Annotated in this window: 12 protein-coding genes; 4 read left to right on the top strand and 8 right to left on the bottom strand. The window is 56.8% G+C overall.

All coding sequences use genetic code 11. The features are described from left to right. Positions 1–22: 22 nt before the first annotated feature. A complete protein-coding gene (gene rmuC, locus PMI27_RS10455; protein WP_008153560.1) occupies positions 23–1,828 on the bottom strand; it encodes a DNA recombination protein RmuC in 1,806 nt (601 codons plus the stop codon). A 644-nt stretch (positions 1,829–2,472) separates the two neighbouring features. On the opposite strand from rmuC, the gene zorA reads away from it, so the two are divergent. From zorA to PMI27_RS10475, 4 genes are read left to right on the top strand one after another with little or no spacing between them, the layout of a single operon-like run. Then, on the top strand, positions 2,473–4,788 hold the full coding sequence (gene zorA, locus PMI27_RS10460) for an anti-phage ZorAB system protein ZorA (RefSeq protein ID WP_008153557.1): 2,316 nt from the start codon (positions 2,473–2,475) through the stop codon (positions 4,786–4,788). Between the two features lie 29 nt (positions 4,789–4,817). After that, positions 4,818–5,528, top strand: coding sequence for an OmpA/MotB family protein (locus tag PMI27_RS10465; RefSeq protein ID WP_033053445.1), 711 nt, complete (start codon positions 4,818–4,820; stop codon positions 5,526–5,528). Beyond that, entirely contained in the window at positions 5,528–7,483 is a 1,956-nt protein-coding gene (locus PMI27_RS10470; RefSeq protein ID WP_033053444.1) for an EH signature domain-containing protein, read from the top strand. Before PMI27_RS10465 ends, PMI27_RS10470 begins: the two co-directional genes overlap by 1 nt. A 5-nt stretch (positions 7,484–7,488) precedes the next feature. After that, entirely contained in the window at positions 7,489–10,518 is a 3,030-nt protein-coding gene (locus PMI27_RS10475) for a DEAD/DEAH box helicase (protein WP_008153554.1), read from the top strand. Between the two features lie 341 nt (positions 10,519–10,859). Here the strand turns inward: PMI27_RS10475 and PMI27_RS10480 are convergent, their stop codons facing one another. The 7 genes from PMI27_RS10480 to PMI27_RS10510 form a co-directional block, all read right to left on the bottom strand. Beyond that, positions 10,860–12,200 (bottom strand): type II toxin-antitoxin system HipA family toxin, encoded by a 1,341-nt coding sequence (locus PMI27_RS10480; protein WP_008153553.1) that lies wholly within the window; start codon positions 12,198–12,200, stop codon positions 10,860–10,862. After that, entirely contained in the window at positions 12,197–12,463 is a 267-nt protein-coding gene (locus tag PMI27_RS10485; RefSeq protein WP_008153552.1) for a helix-turn-helix domain-containing protein, read from the bottom strand. The genes PMI27_RS10480 and PMI27_RS10485 overlap by 4 nt, the downstream gene beginning before the upstream one ends. A gap of 226 nt (positions 12,464–12,689) precedes the next feature. Then, positions 12,690–13,505 (bottom strand): YfaP family protein, encoded by an 816-nt coding sequence (locus PMI27_RS10490; RefSeq protein WP_008153551.1) that lies wholly within the window; start codon positions 13,503–13,505, stop codon positions 12,690–12,692. 3 nt (positions 13,506–13,508) lie between these two features. Beyond that, a complete protein-coding gene (locus PMI27_RS10495) occupies positions 13,509–15,128 on the bottom strand; it encodes a DUF2300 domain-containing protein (RefSeq protein WP_008153549.1) in 1,620 nt (539 codons plus the stop codon). Position 15,129: 1 nt separating this feature from the next. Further along, positions 15,130–19,695 (bottom strand): alpha-2-macroglobulin family protein, encoded by a 4,566-nt coding sequence (locus PMI27_RS10500; RefSeq protein WP_008153547.1) that lies wholly within the window; start codon positions 19,693–19,695, stop codon positions 15,130–15,132. After that, on the bottom strand, positions 19,692–20,342 hold the full coding sequence (locus PMI27_RS10505; protein WP_008153546.1) for a DUF1175 domain-containing protein: 651 nt from the start codon (positions 20,340–20,342) through the stop codon (positions 19,692–19,694). Before PMI27_RS10505 ends, PMI27_RS10500 begins: the two co-directional genes overlap by 4 nt. Then, positions 20,327–22,039, bottom strand: coding sequence for a DUF2138 domain-containing protein (locus PMI27_RS10510; RefSeq protein ID WP_033053405.1), 1,713 nt, complete (start codon positions 22,037–22,039; stop codon positions 20,327–20,329). The genes PMI27_RS10505 and PMI27_RS10510 overlap by 16 nt, the downstream gene beginning before the upstream one ends. Positions 22,040–22,055 lie beyond the last annotated feature (16 nt).

Raw genomic sequence — 22,055 nt, 5'->3', positions numbered from 1 at the left:
TGTCACCTTGGTGGCTGACTGTTCATTCGTTCACCGCTTCTTCGAAAGTAACCATCTCAATATCAGCGTCGAGGTCATCATCAGCCACGGTCGCTGACGCAGGTAGACGCTTAACCACCTTCACACCCAAGTCCACAAACTTGTCGACGGTTTTGGTCAGGCTGCCATGCGAGCCACTCAAGGTATTCATCCCATCGGCAAAGGTTTTTTGAACCGTAGAGAGTTGATTTCCCAGCTTGTCCATCTTCTCTACGAACACCCGTAACTTGTCGTAAACACGGGTCGCCTGCTGTGCCAGCAGAAGTGTGCTTCGGTTTTGGCGCTGGATGGTCCACAGGTTTGAGATCACGCGCAGAACAGGCAACAGAGTCGTAGCTGTCACGATCGCGATCCGCTTTTCATAGGCGTCCTGAAATACACCTGGGCTATGTTCCGCCGCGACTAAGTACGCGGGTTCAACGGGTATGAACAGGAACACAAAGTCGGGAGAGTCCATGTCCTTCAACTCCGGGTACTTTTTGCCGGAGAGGCTGGTGATGTGTACTTTCAATGCCTGCACATGCGCCGCAAGCGCCTTCGCACAAGCCTCATCCGTTTCTGATGAAACGTATTCGGTGTAGGCAACCAACGACATCTTACTGTCAATGATGATGTGCTTACCTTCCGGGAGCTGAATCACAAAATCCGGACGATTATTTTCAGCATCGTCGTTTTTAAAATTAGCCTCACGCTGGTATTCAATGCCCTTGCGCAACCCGGCCTGTTCCAGCAGCAGTTCAACCTTTTGTTCACCCCACGTACCCTGCAGTTTCTTGTCTCCCTTCAATGCTTTGGTCAAATTTGAAGCTTCGGTGGTGATTTGTGCGTTGAGCTCCATCAATTTTCCTAGCTCAGTCTTCATTGAACTTTGCCCTTGGACGGTATCAGTGTGTACCTGATCGACGCGCTGACGGAATGACTCAAGCTGATCTTTGAAAGGTTTGAGAAGTGCGTCCAGCCCCTGTCGGCTCTGTTCGGAGAAGGTTTGCTGTTTAGTGTCGAAAATCTGTGTCGCCAGGTTCTGAAACTCTTGCTTGAGCTGCTCTTTGTTCTCCTGGAGCAGCCGTAGCTTGGCTTCTGCGGCCTCCTGGTCCTTGGCTCTACCTGTATCGAGATGAGCCAGTGTCGTTTGCAAGTCGTTGAGTTGGGCCTGCAGACTCCGCAGTTCGCTATCCTGTTTTTCGATCTTGGTTCTGGCATCCTCGAGGTTCTGTTTCTGCTCGGCGGCTTGGCCAAGCAGTTCGCTCTGAGTGGTCAGTACTTCTTGGGCTTTGACGAACCGATTGTCCAGCGCGTCGTAGGCGACTTTGAGTTCTGTCAAATGCTTAACCTGCTCCAAGGCCTGACTCAGCTGTTCACGCAAGGTCGCATTTTGATTCTGCTGATCGCCAAGCTGAGCCGTCCCCTGCTCTATTTTCTGAGTCTGGACGGACAGCTCTGTTGCCTTTTCTACGGTTCGAGTTTGTTCAGCCAGCAATTTTTCTTGTAGGCCACTCACCTGCGCAGTCAAGGCCTTCTCTAAGTCAGTTAACGCAGCAATTCCGCTTTCCAGTTGCTGGCTTTTGAGCTGATGCGTGTTGATATCTTGGTTCAGTTGCTGTTCGCGCTGCTGGGCGAGTGCAAGATCACCTTGAAGCTGTTGATGATCAGCCAAGGCCTTCGCTTGCAGTTCGGCGTTGTGCTGAGCGGCCTTGGCGGCCGACAGTCGACTGCCGATCCAATACCCTATCAGCAGGAAAGCAAGGCTGGCAGCGACGATACATGCAAGCTTAATGGTGTCCTGGGGCATTGCGAAATCCTTTCGGAGGAGGGACAACTCATTGAAGGCTAGATGATGGCACCGCAATGTCTAGCTATGAACTGTCAATAAAAAGCACCTGTCTTTACCTGTTTTAGCCAGCTCGAAGCGTTAGACGGCTAGGAAAGCTTGGGAGGCGCGTACATGCTTTCACTGTGCAAGTAACCAGCATTCGCACGTGTCGATAAGCAACATATCGTCGGACGGTGCAGTCCAGTAGCACCCATTTGCTGGTTAGAGAGCGTTTTTTGGACGCCGCGTTTTTCAGAGGGCGCACCTTCGACCACTTAATCCTTTATCGAGAAATCAGAAGGCTAATGTGATTGCGAAAAGACATGCATCCAAGAAATGCTCAGGGCGGGCACTAAAAAATTAGTTATTTCTAAATCAAGCCCACTGATTCTCTCGGATGATCGGTATAGGGAATTCACCTTCACTCCACGGAATGCAGCGATCGAATGAAGAAACCGTGCTAAACCTTTTTTGAAGGCTGAAACTCCGTATACAAAGACCTCCTCCCTCCCCCGAGCAAGTCGGCGCTAAGGGACTCAATGGGCAATGGGTGAAGTCCATAAGCGAGCAAGCGATTCCCCTGATTTCTTTCCCTTTATGCTGGACCTCACGGACGCACTGCCATGATGGAACTGCTTAAACACCTTTGGCCCAACTTCACATCACTCACGCTCGGTACTACCGAAGCCTTGAGCGCCTGGTTTTGGATTGTTATGGCCACCATCGCTGCGGGTTGTATTGTCTTCCTGCTGCTTGACTGGTTTAGATTCAAGGTGCGTATGCGTGCTTTGGGTAGCCTGCTGGAAGGGCAAAACCGCGAAAATCTGGCGCTCAACCGTAGGGAAACACTGCAAAAAGCCCTGACATTAAAGTCAACGGGCATTGGGGCGCTCTGGCGCGAATTCGATGACAGCCTGGTCAGTTCCAGCGATCACAAACAGTTGTTTAACACGCTGGACGCCGAACAGTTTTTTAACCCCCGCACACTCGCTTCAGGGCTAACCTCCAGCCGTTTGCTGGCCTCCCTACCTGGTTTCCTGGTAGGACTGGGTGTTTTGGCCACCTTCGTAGGGCTGACAATTGGTCTCTCGAAACTGAAACTCGACAGTCATGCCGGAGTGGAACAACTGCGTTCTGGCATTGACGTCATGATCCAAGGCGCGGCAGTCGCCTTTATGACCTCTGTGTGGGGCGTATTCTTCAGCCTGCTGCTCAACTTTATCGAAAAGTTGGTCGAGCGCTTCGCATTGAGCCAAATTCATGCTTTGCAGCATCGGATTGACTCTCTCTACCAGCTTATCCCCGCCGAACAATCGCTGGTGCATATTGCCGACTACAGCCGTGAGAGCAAGGAAGCCCTCCAAGAACTGCACGAACGCATCGGCGACCGCTTGCAGGAAAACCTTGCAGGCATGGGCGATGCGATGCAACAAGCGATGACGGATGCGTTGAACAACATCATGGCGCCAGCCATCCAAACCCTGATCAGTACCAGCAGCCAGCAGTCCACACAAATGCTGGAGAAGCTGGTCGGCAACTTCATGTCTGGCATCACTTCGGCCGGCCGCGAGCAAGGTAATTTGATGCAGCAGGCTGCTGCCGATGTGAACGCAGCGGTGGGGGGCATGACCGCGCGGCTCAATCAGTTGTCCCATACACTGAGCGACCAACAAACTCGGCAATTGGAGGGCAGCCAGCAGCAAAACCGGCAGTTCGAAGAGCAACTGGGGCGCATTGCCTCCGCCGCGGAGCAAAGTCAGCAACAAACGGAAAGTCGCTTTAACGAGCTGATGACCGACCTGACCAGTCAGCTGAATAGCCAGCTCGGTTCAGCGCAACGCCGCGATGAAGAGCGCCAGACGATGGTTGAGCGTCTGCTGGCCGAGGCGAGCGCCAGTCAATCAGCGTTGCTGGACAGAGTCACCAATTCCAGCCGTGAACAACTGCAGGCGCTGTCCGAGGCCGGTAACCAGCGGCATGACAACCTGGAGAAAATGTTCTCTCGCTTGATGACAAACCTCAATGCTCAACTAGATTCGCAAATGGGCGCAGCGGAGCAGCGGGAACAGGAGCGCTCCTTGCGCCACGAGCATCAGCAGGCTTCTAGCTTTGCTCAGCACCAACAGCAAGTGAGTGCTCTCGCCGAAGCCTCAGCCGCGCAGCAACATGCACTGGAAGAGACGGTGGGTAAGTTGCTGAACAATTTTGGTGAACAAATGGCCGGCCAGGGTCAGCAGTCCGAACAGCGTGAACAGTCGCGTCAGCAACGCTTCAACGAGCAGTTGGAAAGCATGACGATGCAGCAGCAGGAGCTGCTTAAAGGTATCGCCAGCGCAGTGCAGGTTACCCAGCAGCAGAGCCGGCAGATGGCCGAACAACACCAGCAACTCATGGGTGGGCTACAACAAGCGAGCGACGCCGCTTTCGCCAGTAGTCGGCACATGGACAACAGTGCCAATCAACTTGGTCTGCTTTCCACCAATGTTCGCCAAGCTGCCGAGTTGCTTGGTCAGCGCTTAGAAAGCGTGACACAACGAATCGAATCCGCGGGCACCCAAAATGCCCAACTGGCCACCCAGCTGAACAGCCAGGCAGAGGTTCTCGCAAAGCTGCAGCAGGCATTGCTCGACAGTGCGCAGCGTTTCGAACAGGCAGCGGGCGAGGCACGCAATGGCTTTGGCGAGATGAGGAGCCATCAGCAAGAGTTTCTTATCGGTGTTCGTGGCGAATTCACCGCATTGGGCGAGGCTTTACGCAAACAGGTGGAAGGCGTCGAGCAACAGGCAGAGCAGTGGCTGCGTGCCTACGCTGGTGAGGTACGCCAGCAGGTGCATGAGCGAATGGACCAGTGGAACAAGGAAACCCTTAGCTTTGCGAACACGATGCACGCAGCCGTGCAAGCAATCAGTAACGTGGTCGATGAACTGGAGGCCCATTGAAGCGCTGGCGCAAGTCCAATGAAGCCCCGATGGAGGATGAAGATCCTTACTGGAGGTCCTTCGTCGACATCATGTCGGCGCTTCTGGTGCTATTCATCCTCGCCTCGGTGGTGCTGATTCTTCAGTTGATGGAGAAAAGCGCGCAGTTCGATAAACAGGTTTCCCAGCTGGAGCAGGCGGAAAAAGTTCGCCGCACTATTCTAGACGAAGCCGTAGAGGAACTGCGCAAGCGTGGAGTCAAGGTCCAGGTTACCGAGAATCATACCGTGTTACGAATCCCCAACGAGTTGCTTGGCTTCGATACGGGCGCTTTCGAGATTCAACCGCGTTATCAACCGACAGCACTTGAGATTGGCGAGGTGATTGCCCAAGTTATCAAACGGGATGATCGGATCAATTATCTGGACACCATTTTCATCGAGGGCCATACCGACAATCGGCCATTCCCCGGGTTCATGGGCAAAGGCAACTGGGGACTTTCGACGTTCCGTGCCATTTCATTGTGGCAATTCTGGAGCTCTGAACTACCCCAGGCGCAACGTTTGGACCGGCTGAACAATCAAGACGGTGAACCGTTGTTCTCGGTCAGCGGCTATGCCGAGACCCGACCGGTGAACAAGGATCAGGGAAGCGAAGATAGCTATCGCTTAAACCGTCGCATCGACATCCGTTTTACCATCCGCCGCCCACAGAGCACAGAATATGAGGCACTCAAGACGCTTCTTGAGAACTCCCAATGATGAAGTTACCCCCCATCGAAAACCATTCTGGTGAGTGGTTGCCAACGGTTATTGAGGGCTGGGGGCAGTTGGTGGAAAAAACCAAACGGATGAAGACCAAAGTAGGCAGCAGCGATGCATTTGAGCGCACACTTGCCGCGCTTCGAGACATGGCTAGCACCGGGCGCTTCGATGATTTACGAGAACTGCTCGGACGTCGGCTAGGAGCCCGAGCACTGACTTGGCTATGGTTGCACGACGAGGTAGTGGGTAAGCGATTGTTTAATGCCAGGATACTCGACGTGCTGGTCGAATATCAGCAACCACGGTTGAGTCGCTTAACTCTGATTCAGCTGATCCAGTTATATTTTCGTTATTTTGACGGTCTGGATGCGTACAACAAACACGGTGAAGATAGCTTGCGTAAGCGGCTTGAACTGCATTTGCTCGTGCAGATAAGCCGTATTCCGAGTCGGCCAACGACCTTCGGAACGGATCCCTTGATGACCTTGAACCGGGAGGGTGAATGGCTATTAACACTCGACGGTCCAGTGCAACTGATCAATAGGGTACGCGACGAGGGTGGAGAGCTAACTGAGGCCTTCGAGAAGATGGGCTTGAATGGCTTCGATGTCGGGCGCTACGGCGATGTTTGTCGGGCGCATTACTACCTGGCAGTGCTGCGAGAACTGTCGCCGGGGGAGTGGAGCGATGTGCTCGACGAATTGCTTAAGCCTGAGGTGAACAACGCACCGTACGAGGATGGTCGGCGCATTGGTCATGCTGCACTAGAGATTATGATCGACCGCGCAGGCAGTGAGCCTGGAGATGCGTGGCAAAACTTCATCCTGAGCCTGGCTGGCGACCCACGTATTGCCAGCTCTTCCAAAAATTTCCGTGAGTGGTGGCAACCGCTGGGCGAGGAGCGTATTGGGAAGGTCCGTGGTTGGTTATCCAAAGAGGATCTGCGTCTATTCCTTCAGGCGGTCCAGCAGTACGGTGTGGAGTCGGGGAAGCAAGATCTGCAACGCATGTTTCCAGCCCGCAAGCTCTTTCTCGAAGGTCTGTATCGGCTGGGGTTGATTCGCCATACGCGATTGATGCTAGGTCGCCTTGCCAAGGAGTCAGTGCATCGCATCCTCGGCGAAGAAATGAAAACCGAGTTTGCTCGTATGGACGGCATAATGAACGACAAAGCCGTAATCTATTTAGATTGTGGCGATTTTCACCTGATCGAAGGTTCGCATAGCTTTAAGGTTTGGGTATACCTTGCTCAGCCGGGAACCTCATTGCAATCTTACGAACGCAATCATTTCACGCACTCAGACCTAATCTCTGGATTGCCTCATAAGTATCGGGAAATGTACCCCTCCCTTCCATACGAAGCGATTGTTCACAATGGTACTTGGCAACGCAAGGTATTCGAATTCCTCGCGAATAATGGTATCGGGCTGGATTTGGAGCAGTTACTAAGCAGGCAGGAGTACAGGTCATATTTGAGCAGATACGGCATACCCGTTGTTAGACGCAAAAATGCACAGGTTCTGAAATCTACAGAGCGATCTACCTGGGCAGCAGCCCCTACTTTTGTGCAGGCCGAAAGAGGTGCCGTTGCGCCAACGCGACCTCAGCAAACGAGTTTGAATTCGGCACCGAGACCTCCCCCACAGCCAGAGGAGCTGCACTCAAGTACCATTTCAAAATCTATCAAGCCTTTGCCTGAGAGCGGGAATGATCCGCTGAAGGATCTTCTGAGCCATCTCGGTACGTTTGAGCTAAACGTGCTGCGCTACTTCGCCACCAACCCCGGCGACAAGGTGCGTTACGCAGCCAATGTGCTGACGGTCGAAGCACGCGAAATCAATCAGGTTCTATACGGCCGACTAAATGCTTTGTGCCAACAAACTGATAGTTTTGGTTGGTCGGTTCGTGCAGATATCGCTGCCGCCCTAGACCATCTGCCCGCAGGGGATTGAGCAACATGGGACTAGTCGAAATCTTCAAAAGCCTGCTGGGAGAAGGCAGTGCCAAGCTGAGTACACAGCAGGGTTTTATCTACCATGCAGACTCGGAAGGTCTAAATCTCTACCTAGATCGAAAGGTTTATGCAGATCTTGTCGAGGGTCTGGGCAACGCGTTGCAGAAGATTCAACTGGTAGTCCTGCATATGCTCGAAGAGCAGGGCATTGCCTTGCCTCTTGCCAATGGCTTTCATCTTTCCGCGGAAGACGCGGCGGGCCTAGACGATGAACAGGCAGAAATTCTGCGTCTGCCGCGTCGCTTCAATATGGGTTTTGTTAGTCAGCTCAGCGGTCGAACCGGGAATAGCAGTTTCAAGACACAGCTGCTGGTATCGTCCGACTCAGGCGAGGTGCCATTTACCCGCAAGGGGCCGTTGCTCTATTTGACCTTGAGCGAGGCCTACCGTCTTACGCCTGCGGAGCTAATGGGATTGATGGCTTGGGAGCATCACCAGAAACTGCAGCCCGAGCAACGTGGGGAGTCGGCCAATCTGCGGCTAATGGCCGAACTCCAGACTGCAGCACGCAGCGGCATGCGCATCGACCTCAGCCACTTTGAGCGATTGGAGGTGGTGGTGCCCGAAAATATTGGCGTCGTCGCTACCCGCTTGCCTGATGGCAGCTTGATTCTCTGCCCCAGTCTAGGTGACGGCTCAACGCCAGATCAATTAGAGAAGCGCTGGTCACAGCTCGACATGGGCGCTGATGGGGGCGTGCTGCGTATCGATAATCGCGTGGTGCTCCTAGACCCGCAGAAAATGCAGGCAATCAAGGAGGTACTGGGTAACAAGCGTATTCCTGCCGACAGGGTTGCCGAATTCATCGCGACGCCGAGTGCATTTCTGGATGCCGCATTGGTCAATCTGGACCTAGGCTTTTCCATTCGTGTGGCCGGCATCGGCAAGCTCCAGCATATGGAGTTCGGCGAGCTTGATACCAAAAAGCAAGACTGGTTTAGTCTTGATACTCGTGCGGCTCCTGTTGAGATCATTTCCAAGTTGGTGCAGTCCGAGGAGGATTTGGTGCGATTCTCGGATGCCTACGCAGCAGCAAAACAGCAAGGTGCGGAGAGCCTGATCTTCGATGGGGAGTCGGTGGATATCTCCAACTCGGAGCGGGTGGAGGAACAATTAGCAAAAGCCAAGACGGCTTTCAGCATATCGAAGACCGAGACACCGGACGGTTCTGACGCGGCAGACGACATAAAAGAACGAGTCAGCGTCTTGTTGCACGATGCTAATAAAATAAATAACGAGCTTTTGCGTATGGCTAGCCAGGCCAAGGCAGTTCGCGAACCAAACTGGGAAGCCTATGCACGCCAGCCGTTTCCACACCAGCGCGAGGGTATTGATTGGATGCTCGGGTTGTTGGCATCTGCGTTGCAGGCCGACCATGACGACCTTTATCGACTACAGGGCAGCCTGCTGGCAGACGATATGGGGCTCGGCAAGACCTATATGTCCTTGGTTACGGTAGGTGAGTACTTGTCTGAACAAAAGGCTGCGGGTCGGCCGCAGAAGCCAGTCTTGGTCGTGGCCCCGCTAAGCCTCTTGGAAAATTGGGAGGATGAGGTCAGTCATACCTTCAACGGCATTCCGTTCCGCGACATTGTCGTGTTGCAATCGGGGAGGGATCTGAGTCGTTTCCGAATCAAAGGTGCAGAGCGGGAATCCAGCCAGTTGGCCTCATTGATGGATGATGAGGGACAAATGGCTGATGACGCTCTTCGGTATGCATTGGCCATTGGTCCCGAATGCGGCGCTCATCGCCTGGACATGGATCGTCGACTGGTGCTGACAACCTATCAGTCTCTGCGTGATTACCAGTTCTCGTTGTGCCGAATTGATTGGGGCCTCGTTATCTTTGATGAGGCCCAGAACATTAAAAATCCCAATGCCGCGCAGACCCGCGCAGCCAAGGGCCTGAAGGCTGACTTCAAATTGCTTGCTACTGGCACGCCCGTGGAGAACAGCCTTGGGGATTTTTGGTGCTTGATGGATACAGCCCAACCTGGCTTATTGGGTGGCTGGAGAGAGTTTCGTGACACCTGGATCAAGCCAATATTGAATGCAGCCGATGATGACCGAGATGAGGTCAGACGTGATCTCGGCGGCAAGCTGCGCGATGCTGTCGGCGCGTTCATGTTGCGTCGGGTCAAGGAGGACCAATTAAGAGGGCTTCCAAGTAAAACGATTCACAGCGGCGTGCCCCAACTTGAAGGTAGCCAGCTTAGTCATGATACCCAACTCGCGCAGTGCATGAGCGGAGCGCAATTGAGGGCATACGACGCCGTACTCGACAACTATCGCAGCCAGCGGGCCACGGAAGATATGCGTGGGCGCGCACTGGGCGTGCTGCAGAACCTTCGAGAGATTTCCCTGCATCCGTGGTTGCGGCAGGAGAGCCACTTGTTGGCAGGAAATGCCAAAGAAGCGCGTACGCGAATGTCGGAATCCGGGAAGTTGGTCGTTCTGTTAAACGTGTTAGATCGAATCAGTAAGCGGGAAGAGAAGGTGATCCTCTTCATGGTGACCAAACGCTTACAGCGCGTGGTGAAGCTTTGGCTAGACCAGATTTTTGATTTGAATATTTCGATCATCAACGGTGACACTGCAGCGGTACCCAAAAAATCTGATGTGCTGACTCGTAAGCAACTGATTGCAAAGTTTGAGGCGCAGGCTGGCTTTAACGTGCTGATCATGTCGCCGGTTGCCGCGGGTGTCGGCCTTACCGTAGTCGGAGCCAACCACGTTGTGCACGTGGAGCGCCACTGGAACCCTGCCAAGGAGGCTCAGGCTTCAGATCGGGTTTATCGAATAGGTCAGAAAAAGGAAGTCCACATCCATCTGCCCATCGCACTTCACCCAAGGCATGACTCATTCGATGTCCATCTTGATCGTTTGCTGCGCGGAAAACTGATGCTTAAGGATGCGGTAGTCACACCAGAGATAGTGGGTGAAGTTGAGATGATTCAGTCGATGGGGTTGTAAATGGTGTGTCTCTGCCCTAAGCAAATACCCTGAGGATATAAACCGTGCCTCATTACCCTAGAAAAAGCCGGTCAAATACCGTGCAAAAAATCACAAAAAAGTGGGGGAACAATTGGGGGATCTGAGCACTTTCCAAAACACCTAACTTTTTGTTTTTCAAAAATATAGATCAATAAAAAGCTAACCACAAGCCGGCTTTTTAATGCCTGAGAGAAAGCTATTCTCATCTTTTGAAGTTCTCTGCTCCTTTGCTGGATCAACGGTCTCAGCCACTTTCGGGCTTTTTTAATCCATTGTGTTCGATGCATAAGGGAGAAATAAGAGGGCGAGACCGCGGCGAGTTACTTGTGTTTTCTCGGTGCCAACAACTCTGAACGGCCAATCTGCACTCGACTGCTTTCTGCCGTTCGCGGCCCTGAAAAACCCGCCTCCGAAATAGCGGTATCCAACCCTCGAAAATGCGGAGCCGCTTTCTGACTACGTAATGTTTCCATACCTTCGTTCCAGGCATGCACCATGTGTTTGGCCACATCACGCCAGGCTGGCTCGTTTTTCGCGGCTTCGATCACCTCTTTTCCTACAGTGACGGCCGACTCGCACAGTTGCTCGACCATCGTGGCGTACTGACGCGGGGGAATACCCAAAACACCATTGAAGAAGATCTCAAACGTGCGGCCCGGCGTCCAGGTCTGCCGACCGCCCACAGATAAACCTGGGGGGCTCGAAGCGAAACGGGGATAAGCCTGAGTGGTCACCAAGTCATAGATCGGTGTGAAGGCGACGTCGGTTCGCGAGGTGTAATAGAGCGCGATGTTTTTGGCGTGACAGTCGGCGTTTCGCACCACGTAGTTAGCCAAAACGTGCCAGCCTAAGTGCTCACGCTGCTCACGTAACCGGTCTCCAGGTATGTAGGGACGGGTGGCGTTCCATACTCGTTCGGTGGTAGTTGCATACTTCTCGTGGGGCGGTAATCCCAATAGCCCGCAGGCATCTTCCAGCCCGCAGCGCGGTTGGCCGTTTTCATCCACATCAAAACGATCTACGACCAAGACGCGACCATCCTCAGACATCCGACAGGTGGCTACCGGTACGACCTGTAGCCGCTCCAATACCTGCATGGTGTAAAACTCGTTGAAGCCCAGGAAGGGTGTCGTATCGTCCGAACCTTTGATGATGTGAAAACCGGTACGCAGCGTGGGTTTTCCCAGAGGTATAGCGTCATGTTCAACATCGTTTGCAATGAACTTCGGAACGACACCGGAGACAGCGGCGCGTGCGTAACGACGCACCAGCGTCGAAAAATGTTCGCTGGTATTTTCAGCCTTCAGCAGTTGGCCTATTTCCAAAGGCTCTAATTCGCCCCCGGGTAGCACGCCTTCAGGTGTCACCGTTACCCGACCAATCCCCGCGCCACCGATCACAGCAAGTAGAGATAAGTCGGTACCGTCCAGCAATGCACCAAACTCTTCACGAATGACCCCAAGCAAGTATCCCTCCGGCAGGTTCTGGCGAAAAAACGGGAAAAGATCTCGGGGCCAGCGCCACGGCTCTTCACGGACAGGCAATGCCAAGCTGACGAAGTCTGTTACCGCCGTGCCAGGGAGATATTTCAAAACATACTCATCGCGCTCTCGATAGAGCCGGGCGACCATTTTCCCGCTGACGTGGACATCTAAAATCATGAGTCTGAAATTCCGGAACGCTGTTCTGCGAGGATGTCCTCAACCGTGCGCCCGTGACCAGCCTTCACCAGTTTCAAGTCATATCCGGCAGCGTCCAATAGGCGCACCAAAGCCGATACGCTCATATCGCCTTTCGCCATGGTTTCCATGCGCGCCACTGTCGACCGTGAGACACCAGCGCGGGTGGCCAAGGCACCTTGGCTCAAATGAGCCTCGCGTCGGGCTTGTTTCAGCATTTCAGCCACATCAAACAAGGTGGTCATTTGTAGCCCTCAAGCATCAAAAATCGCCAGAACGACGATTAATGTAGCCCTAGAGGCACAACGCTGCAAGGCCAGCAATCGCTTCAGCGAATACCATTTCGTAGCCCAAGAGCCACAAATAACGCTTAACTGATTGACTCTGTAGCCCCTGAGCATCAATTTTCAAGTATCTAGTAAGTGGGCACTGATTAATCAAATAGGCAGTAGCCTGCTGCCCGATTGGCCCTCACGGATAACTAAACCCCTTAACCAACGTCAACTCCCCCACCGCCCGCATCGGCACCAAAAACGTCTCCATCTTCTCGTTCGGCGTCCCCTCCTCCGTAATCACCGTCACCTGAGCCGTCGTCAGCGGCTGAACCGCCTCCTCCTGCCCTTCCTCATCACTCCGATACCCGCCCCCAAAGTAGTTCACATAGACAAGGTATTGGCCTTTGATCGGCGCCGGCATGGCGAAGATTTCCGGGCCGTAGCCCGTCGTCACGTCCACATCGAGCGCAGCACCGTTAGGAGCAACGCGGTCGCCGTACCAGATGTGGGCGCCGTCGGGGGTGATGAGGTGCAAGTCGAGGTCGGTGCCGTCACTGTCCCAAGCCAGTAGCACCCGCAACTTCGCCGGAGTGGCCCCGCCGCTGGCGTTGAGGAATTGCGTGCGATGCCGTTGCTGGCCATCGGGGCTGCGGACTTCGACGCTGTTGCTGCCGCTGGGGAATGAGAACGGGCGATCAAAGCGGCCGGCAGGATCGATTTTCAGTGGCATGCTGACGCCGTTGACGATCAACCGGCCCGGCTCACCAGACTTGGGCGTCGCATTGATTTGCCCGATGATGCGTGCAGTGTTGGCCTGCCCCACCGGGGTGTTTACCGAGGAGGCCGGGTAGTTGACGATTTGGCGAAAGTTTTCGCCTTCGCCTTCAGGCGCACCAGTGCGCCAGCCGCCAACGGGGGTGTCGAGTTTGGCGGCGCTTTCGGCGGCGAACGTGGTCGGCCATACGCAAAAGGAGCAGAGGAACAGGAAGACCTGTGGATAACGGAGTTTCATGGCCTATTCCAGCAAGAGGTGGCGGGCGAGCCCTTCGATGTAGGTTTCATCCTGGCCGCTGGGGTGTGCTTCGAAGGCCAGGTGCAGGTATTCGTGGGTCAGGTCGAGACGGTCTTGCAGCGACAACACGCCGCGCACATAAATGCGCTGGCGTTCGCGGTCGACATAGGGGCGGCCGAAGGCCAGACGGCAGACGGCGAAGGTGCTGACTTCGTTGTAGCCAACCTCGCTTTCCAACCGCGGACGCCAGCCGCGGCGCTGGTTCAGCAGCCAGTCTTGCGCGGCGGGGAGTGCTTCGCAGGAAGCGACTGGATTGTCCCAGCGGCTGAGGCTGGCGCGGGGGTAGGCGTGGAGCAGGATAGCGTCGTAGCGTTGGCCGGCGTTGGCTTGTTCGACGGCTTGCTGCCAGGAGAGTTTGTCCGGGCCGGGCTGGTCGGAGTGGTAGGTGACGGTGCTGCCGGCGAGGACCAGGTCGCTGGTCCAGGCGGCGATGTTGCGTGATTCGGCGGAGGCTGGACGTGGGGCGACGCGTTGCCGGCTGCTGCTGTCGTCGATGCTCAGGCAGTCGCCGTTGCGGGTGGCGTTTTGCAGCAGGTACGTACGGATGGCGATGGCCAAAGCTTTGGCGGCTTCGGCGGGTTCGGGTCTGGCTTCGCGTTGCAGGACGCGGGCGACGTATTCTTCGCGGTCCAAGCGGGCGATCAGTTTGTCTTTCAGCAAAAACAGTTCGCCGTCGCTGTGGATATCGAGTTGGTTGCCATTGGTGAATTCGACGCGGTAATCGCCCAGCAAGGGGCCGGACTCAACCACACGATCCCCCTCCAGAACGCGCACGATGGGATAGCGTGAAAACAGCCCCACCTCGACACACCGTCCCGCATCCGAAGGCCAATTCACCGGCAACGCCGAAGCCAACGCCTCACCGTAGTGACGCAAGATCATTTTACTGGTCCCACGCCCACCCGCCCAAACCGGCGTGCCATCCACCGTCCACCCGGCAAAACCACCCTGACGCGACGAAGGGTCCTGATCCCCCAACCAGCTCCAGGTTTTCACCCGCAACCGGCCACCAAGTTCGCCCACGACATTGCCGTCATCCGCATTCAACACCACATCCAGCAACACCCGTCGCGCTTGATCCTGTGCCGGCATCACGGCCAGCATTCGCAGCAACTCAGTCACTGAAACTCGCGTGGAAGGCTGCAACGAAGCCAAATCCAGCAACCACTCCGGTGCCTGCCGCGCCTGCCAATACGTGCGCCAGTCAGCGCCAGCAATGCCCAGCCGCTGCGGTTCAAAGTACAAACCGCACGACTTCACCAAGGCCTGATCGCGCTCAATCTTGCCGCCCGCCGTGCAGCAGTAAACTTCGTCCTTCGACTGACCGCGACATTCGTAAGCCGGCTCATGGGCATTGGTATCCACCAGCCAGCCGTACACAAACAACTTCCACACACTGCCCAACGGCGTCTGCAGATCAGCAGGCAACGGCTCGCGCGCGATCACCTGAGTCCGGCTCAACGACAGCAACTCACCTTTAAAGGCCAGCCGCAGCGGTTCGTCCTGCGCTGTCGCCAGCGCAGGAATCAAACACAGCAGCCACCAGACCAAAGGTCGGGTCATGTCAGTTGACCGTGACTTGGCCGAGGGCAGGTTTCTGTTCCTGAGCCTGATGCTGTGGCGCGTAGACCTGAGTGAAACGCACCGGCGGCAGATTGAACTGGCCTTTCTGCGAGAAGCGCACCAAATGACGCAGACGCAATTCACCACTCAAGGCATCGACCGGAATGGCATAGGCCATCTGCCCCGGCTCGAAACGCGCCTTCTCCAACGCGGACGGTTCGGTGCCGGCCTTGCCCATGAGCTTGATGCCCCACGTGGTGCGCTCGACATCGGCGCCCGGTGGCAGCGGCACTTCGAGCATGCCGTAGCGCAGCGGTTTGGCGGCTTTGCTGGTGATGATCACTTCGTCCAGATACAGGCTGTCGCTGGACAACGGCTTGGCACCAACCGCTTCCAGTTTGAAGGTGAAGGCTTCGTCGCCCGGCACCAGACGCGACAGGCGACGGGTGATGGTCACGGCCATCGGATCAACCAGTGGTTGTTTGGTCTGGAAGCTCAACGCCGCTCGCAACGGACGCTCTTGCGCACCGGTCAGCGACAGCACTGCGGGCACAGGCGCAGCACCCTGCCACGTCCAATAAGTCTCCCCGGTATCACCGTATTTTTTCTTCCAGCCTTCACCCGGTGCCAGTGCAATGGTGGGCGATGCCTGCTCGATGCTGCGTTGCAACCAGGTCAACGCCAATGCGCGTTCCAGGGTTGATTGTTGTGGCAGCAAACGTTGCAGCAACGCTTGCGCGTGAGCCTGATCGAAAGCTTGCAGCGACAGGTTCAACGCTTCGGCAAACGGCTGCGAACTGACCGCCAATCGTTGTTGCGCGTCTGGCAATTGACGATTGAAGGCGTCCGGGAGAGTCACCTTCGATTGCTTCGCCAACGAGGCCGTCAGCGCACGAGCAGCAGCCAGACCCAACGCCGAATCCGGATCGCTCATGACGATGCTGTCTTCGCCATCGTCCATCAGGTTCGCCGCATTGCCTTCGCCCGCTTTCGACAGATCATCCATCAAACCGCTGAGCAAGGTGTTCACCGGCAATTGCATCTGTTTGGCGAACGACAGAATCAGCGCGCGCTGCAACAGCGGCGTGTCTTTCGTCTGCTTCGAATAGACCTCCAACACTCGCTGCCAATGCTCCGGCGGCAGGCTCAGTTCCAAGGCTTTGCTGGCGTGCCAGTCGGCGTAGTAAGCGTAAGCGGTGAGGAACGCATCCGGTTCACCGTCCATGCCCCACCAGGTGAAACTCGCCGAAGGCCCGGCCATTTGCACCAGGCGCAGACGGCTGTTCTGCATGATCAGGCGCAAGCGATCGCGGATCTGCGGATTCGACGACAAGGTCGGATACGCAATGCTCAGCGGCAACAAACGACTGGCCGTTTGTTCGACGCCGCCGTATGGATAGCTCAACAGATCGTCGAGTGCCGAGCGGAACAGCGCTTGCGGACTGTCGTCCAGACGCAGGCGAATATCCGTCGCGTCTGCAGGCAAGGTCAGCGGCGTATCACCGCTGGCCGCGTCCAGGCTTTGGTTCTGAGTCACCTGCCAGCCTTCGCCGGTCGCGGTCAGCCGCACAGCCAAGGCATCAGCCGTTTTGCCGTCCTGCACCAGCTCAGCCGTCCACTCGCCACTGGCCAACGCGAACGCAGGTAGCGCGATGTAGTTAATGCCGTTATTCAGCGTCACGGGGACGCGTTGTTCGGTACCGCCGAAATGAATCACCAGCTCAGCCTTGACCGGTTTCTCGGCCTGACTGAAAGCGAACACGCCGAGATCCGGTTTGTCGCCTGTGCGGAATTTGGTGGGGCCGCTCCACTTCAGGTACAGCGGTTTTTCCGAGCGCACGAATTGCTTTTTCTGCCCGACCTGACCGTCATCTGCGATGGCCCGGGCGGTGATGCGCCAGCGGGTCAGCGAGTCCGGCATCTTGAAGGTGAAACGGGTTTTGCCGTTGGCGTCAGTGATCAATTCCGGCTGCCACGCGGCAGTGTCGACGTCTTCACGACGCGGCCGCTCCAGCACTTTCACGCCCCGCTCGCTACGGTTAGCTTTGCCCGGCGCGCCAGGGCTGCCCGGCAATGCCACGTCGTAGCTGATGAACGACAGACTGGCGCTGGTGCGCACGTTGTTGCGGCGCGGGTGGTAGAAAAACTGGTCGATGGTCGGCGCCACTTCCGGTTGCAACGCGTAGACCATTTCGTCCACCACGCTGACCGTCAGGTGCGCTGGGACAGGCTTGCCAGCGAACTGCGTGGTCAAGTCCACCGACACGGTATCGCCCGGCTGATATGCCTCTTTGTCCGTGGCAATCGCCACGTCGATTTGCGGCGCGATCACCTTGATACCGGCGTTCTGGAAGCTGTACTGACCGCCCTTGGTGTACAGCACGGAGAACGTCAGGTTCGGCGCAAAATTGTCCTTCACCGGGATCCGCGCGCGGTATTGGGTCTCGCTGAGTTTTTCCATCTTCAGCCAGTCGCCGCCCTTGGACAGCAGCGCTGTGGCCTCGACCTTGTCGCGCTCCAGCGACAGCAGTGCATCGCTGATCGGCTCTGGGAACGTGATCAATGCCAGGGCTTCGTCGCCAGCCTTGTACTCGGGTTTATCGAGGACGATTTCCACGGTGCCCGGCACGGCTTTGACGCCGTCGCCCGTGACCGAATGACCGGTGGCACCCACCACGCGGCCATGATCATCCTTCAACGTCAGGTTGTAAGTACCCGGACGGTCGAAGGCCAGGGTGAAGCCTTTGTCTTTCGCGGCGAGTTTGCCTTCGCCAGTGCTCTGGTCTTCCAGACGCACCCAGCTGTAGCTGCTCGGCGTGACCGCTTTGCTTTGCTCGCTGCCGCCTTCATTCAAATAACCGAACGCAACCTTGTCGCCCACCGCGCTAAAACGCTGAGGCGCACGCAGGCTGAAACTCGCCGCGCCGCGGTCGATGAGGATTTCCTTGGTGGTCTTGACCCGATACGCCGCGCCATCGCTGGCGAACACGGTGAGCATGTAGCGACTCGGTTTCTCGGCCGCCGGCAGATCCAGCGTCGCGTTGCCCTTGGCGTCGGTGGTCAGTTCGGTGCTGGTCAGCTCAACCGGGAATTGCCCGAGGTATTGCAGTTCGTTGTCGACCATCGACAGTTGTTGGGCGCGCAGGCTCAGGCTCAACTTGGCGTTGGCCACCGGTTTACCGTCCGGGTACAGCAGCACGAGGCTGCCCTTCACCGGTTCACCGGTGCGGTAATCCTGCTTGGCCAGGTTCAGGGAAATCTCGAAGTGCGGCTTGATGTATTCGGCGACACGGAAGGCGCTGCTGTAGGCCTGATCCTTGTAGCTGAAACGCAGCTCGTAACCACCCGCTACCGCGTTATCCGGCAACTGGAAACGGCCTTGAGTGCCCGCCTTGGAGTCGAGTTTCAGCGCCAGCGATTGCAGCGCCGTGCCGGTGGCATCGAGCACGGTCACGTTGACGTCTGCTGCAGTCGGCAGCACAGAGTCGCGGGCGTTCTTGAACTCGCGACCGACGATCTTCAGCGACACCCAATCCCCCGGCCGATACAGCGGCCGGTCGGTGAAGGCATAGAGTTTGGTGTCGTAGATTTCGCTGTCGTAATAGAAGTTTTCTGAGACAAACACCCCACCCTCTTCGTCCTCGCCAATCACGAAGGAACGCTCCGGGCTGACGTGTTTCAGACGCAGCAAACCATCGGCATCGGTGGCGCCACTGCTCATCACGCCGAGGCCATCGGTCCACAGCACATTCACCTTCGGCACCGAACTGCCTTGGTGTTTGCGCGCGGCCCACACCAGCAATTCATCACCGGCAATCTTGCTCACGGCCACGGTGTTGGAGACGAAGACCATGGTGGTCGCACGGTACTTGCCGATCAGCGCTTCCACCAGGTACAGACCCGGTTTCAGATTGCCCAACGGGATGTACACGTTACCCGGTGCAACGCTGACGAACTCACTGGAAGATCCGGCCAGGTTCACGCCTTCAGGCGGCTGGATCGGTTTGGCTTGCCACAGCGGATAGCGGAATTGGCTGACCACCGGCAAGCCCGGAATCAGCGCGAATTGCGGCTGAGCGTCATAGGGCGTTGGCGCGGCCATGGCGGCGCCCATCTTCAGCTCCGGCACTTCCTCGGTGACTTGCTTACGCGATTCGTAGGAGAACGCGCGTTGCATCACCCGACGGGATTTGCGGTACCAGTTGTCCCACAGGTACGCAAGGGTGTTCGACAGGCCTTCACCCTTGAACTGACCGTCGCTGACCACGCGGTGCAGGTTCTTCTGACGCTTGAGGAAATCCAGCGGCTTGTCGATGCGGTACACCCGAATGTCGGCGCCGCCGTAAGGCTCCATGCGGAACCGACGATAATCGCGACCCGGCGCTTCGAGGCGAACCATCGCCTGTTCGTCGCTGGCAAAACTGCTGTCGGCCAGCAGGAAAAAGCTTTCACCGGCCACCGGTGTGTAGCCACTCGGCTCGACGGTGTCTTCGGCGTTGACCGCCGAAAAAGGCAGCACCAAGACCAACAGCAGGGGCAGAAAACGCAGCATGCGGGCACCGATCATTGGGAGAGAAAGTTCAGTCGATAGACGCCGATGAAGTTGGGGTTGGCTGCGTCGGGTATCCATCGGGTGTCCTTCCATGTCATGAGTTGCTGCAGGCTTGCGGAGCGCATGCCGTTGTCAGTCGGGGTGGTGGTGCCGGTGTGATAGGCGATGTAGCGGCCCATCCAGATCATCAGGTGCTGGTCGTCGCCCTGATCGAAAAACATCAGGTCGCCGGGCCGGGCTTGCGCCAGATCGCGGCCGACCAAATGGCTGTTGAACTGAATCAGTTTGATCGCGTTGACGTACGGCCCGACCTTGCCACCGCCCTGCTGCCATTGCTGGGCGAGGCCGCGTTGGGCCTCGCTTAGTTGCAGCTCCGGCGGCAGATAGCGATTGGACAAACCATTGCTGCGCAGCCATTTGTCGTCGTGGACTTTCAGCGCTTCGTTGGCGGCAAAACGGACCAGGCCCGCGCAGTCCTGCTGATACCAGCGCGGGCTCGGGCCTTGGGTCAGTTGTTCCTGGGCGATGCGCACGAACCAGGCGCGGAACACCTGGGATTGCTGCACGTCCAGCGGCGGCGTCTCAGTGGCAAATGCCCGGGTGCCCAGCAGCAACGCCAGCAGGCCGAGGCCTCGGATAAGTGCTGTCACAGGGCTTTCCATTCCAGCGGCAGCCATTGCCAATGGCCGTCGGGCTCGCTGCCTTCCGGCAAGGTCAGGGCGTATTTGCCGTAGCCGCCGAGCTTGCGCAGTTTCGGGATCAGGTAGGTTTGCGCGGCGTTGTAGAACACCGGCTCCATGTCCTGCGGCAGGCTGTCGAGGGTTTCCTGTTGCATCAGTTGCGCCATCGAATCCGGGCCGAAGTAGACCGGCATCAGCAGGTCTTTCGGTACCACGTCGGCCATCGGCGGGAAGCGTTTGTCGAGGGTGCCGAGGGCTTTGTCCACGAGCTTGTCATCGAGGGAGAACAGCAGCGTCGAACCGTGGCGTACCAGGCTGACTTTCATGAATGCCTTGCCGGTGATTGCGTCCGGATTCTCGGCATCCTTGGCCTTGTAAGGACCGAAGTTAGAGCTGACCTGACGCTGCCATTGGTGGGTCGGGCCTTCCTGTTTCTCGATCACCGGAAACGCGTGCTCTTCGACGTTGCCTTCGTAGGCGCCGACCATCGAGCCGAACAGATTGCCCAGGTCGCCGTCGAGTTTGGCGCTGTCGTCATCGTTCAGGCTGGCCACTAACAGCGGCGTGTACAACCGCGAATCAGCGTACCAGCACAGGCCAGCGGCACCGGCCATGTGTTCGGTCAGGGCCTGAGCCACCGACTCTTCGGCACCGAGTTTTACCAGCAATGGTTTTTGCTGCTCGGCGGCGAGCGGCAAGGCGACACAGGCACTGGCGCCCATCGGCATGGCTTGCCAGATCGGCTTGAAATCGAAGTCCGGCTGGTCGTCCAGTTCGTCCATGGCCAGGAAGCTGTGCCAGCCCTTGTCGTCCATGTCGAAACGCAGCCCGGCGAAGTTCGGGATGAAGCGCTGATAACCCATGGCCAGGACGCTGGAGTTGACCGACAGGCGTTGTTTTACTTCAGGCGCGCGCGGTGGCAGGCCGAAGGCTTCGGGGAACAGTTTCTGGCCGCCGAGCAGTGCTTCCAGCGATTCCGTCGACACCATGCCGGGTTCTTCGACCGGACCGTGACCGGCCTCATACAGCTTGGCCGGATTGGACAGCACCACCAGTTTGTCGCCATGAGAGGCGAACAGCAGCGCTTTGCTGTGGTTGTAGGTGAGTTGATAAAGCGGCACCACATCGCCGGCAACCTTGATTTCAGCCAGTTGGGTCAGCTGCGAATCATCCAGCGCTACTTTCGCCAGCGGCTCCAGCACCTTGGCCAGACCACCGCGATCCATCACCAACAAAAAGTCTTTCAGGCGACCATCCGCCCCACGCCACAGCGCGACGTCTGCCGGTTGATCGAAGAGCTGCTCGATCAGGCTGTCCTGCAACTTCAGGTCATGTTCGTAAATGATCCGCCGCAGACTGCCGATCAAGCCGAGGCGATCGGCGTGCGCTTCGTAATAGAAGACGAAATCTTCGGTGAGGGTTTCCTTGAGGAACGGCACCGCCAGCAAATCCTTGGGCAACTGGCTCAACGAATGGGTTTCGAGCAGACCGTCCGGCCGGCTCATGCCCAGTTTGTCACTGGCCAACTGCGCCGGGGGCGCCTTGGGTTTGTGCATGAACCAGCCCAACCCGGCCGCGACGCCCGCCACCAGGACCAGCCCTACTACCAGAGCCGGCCAGCGGCGAGGAGTTTTGGCTGCAGGCGTTTCAGCGGCCGGAGAAACAGTGTTATCGCTCATGTTCACAAAACCCGAT

Source organism: Pseudomonas sp. GM41(2012) (assembly GCF_000282315.2).
Taxonomy (GTDB): Bacteria; Pseudomonadota; Gammaproteobacteria; order Pseudomonadales; family Pseudomonadaceae; genus Aquipseudomonas.
This window is presented reverse-complemented; position numbering and strand designations above follow the sequence as displayed.

What these genes read in the sequence shown, in the direction of transcription:
- rmuC (WP_008153560.1), bottom strand. Translation starts at nt 1,828, where the DNA reads ATGCCCCAGGACACCATTAAGCTTGCATGTATCGTCGCTGCCAGCCTT.
- zorA (WP_008153557.1), top strand. Translation starts at nt 2,473, where the DNA reads ATGATGGAACTGCTTAAACACCTTTGGCCCAACTTCACATCACTCACG.
- PMI27_RS10465 (WP_033053445.1), top strand. Translation starts at nt 4,818, where the DNA reads ATGGAGGATGAAGATCCTTACTGGAGGTCCTTCGTCGACATCATGTCG.
- PMI27_RS10470 (WP_033053444.1), top strand. Translation starts at nt 5,528, where the DNA reads ATGAAGTTACCCCCCATCGAAAACCATTCTGGTGAGTGGTTGCCAACG.
- PMI27_RS10475 (WP_008153554.1), top strand. Translation starts at nt 7,489, where the DNA reads ATGGGACTAGTCGAAATCTTCAAAAGCCTGCTGGGAGAAGGCAGTGCC.
- PMI27_RS10480 (WP_008153553.1), bottom strand. Translation starts at nt 12,200, where the DNA reads ATGATTTTAGATGTCCACGTCAGCGGGAAAATGGTCGCCCGGCTCTAT.
- PMI27_RS10485 (WP_008153552.1), bottom strand. Translation starts at nt 12,463, where the DNA reads ATGACCACCTTGTTTGATGTGGCTGAAATGCTGAAACAAGCCCGACGC.
- PMI27_RS10490 (WP_008153551.1), bottom strand. Translation starts at nt 13,505, where the DNA reads ATGAAACTCCGTTATCCACAGGTCTTCCTGTTCCTCTGCTCCTTTTGC.
- PMI27_RS10495 (WP_008153549.1), bottom strand. Translation starts at nt 15,128, where the DNA reads ATGACCCGACCTTTGGTCTGGTGGCTGCTGTGTTTGATTCCTGCGCTG.
- PMI27_RS10500 (WP_008153547.1), bottom strand. Translation starts at nt 19,695, where the DNA reads ATGATCGGTGCCCGCATGCTGCGTTTTCTGCCCCTGCTGTTGGTCTTG.
- PMI27_RS10505 (WP_008153546.1), bottom strand. Translation starts at nt 20,342, where the DNA reads ATGGAAAGCCCTGTGACAGCACTTATCCGAGGCCTCGGCCTGCTGGCG.
- PMI27_RS10510 (WP_033053405.1), bottom strand. Translation starts at nt 22,039, where the DNA reads ATGAGCGATAACACTGTTTCTCCGGCCGCTGAAACGCCTGCAGCCAAA.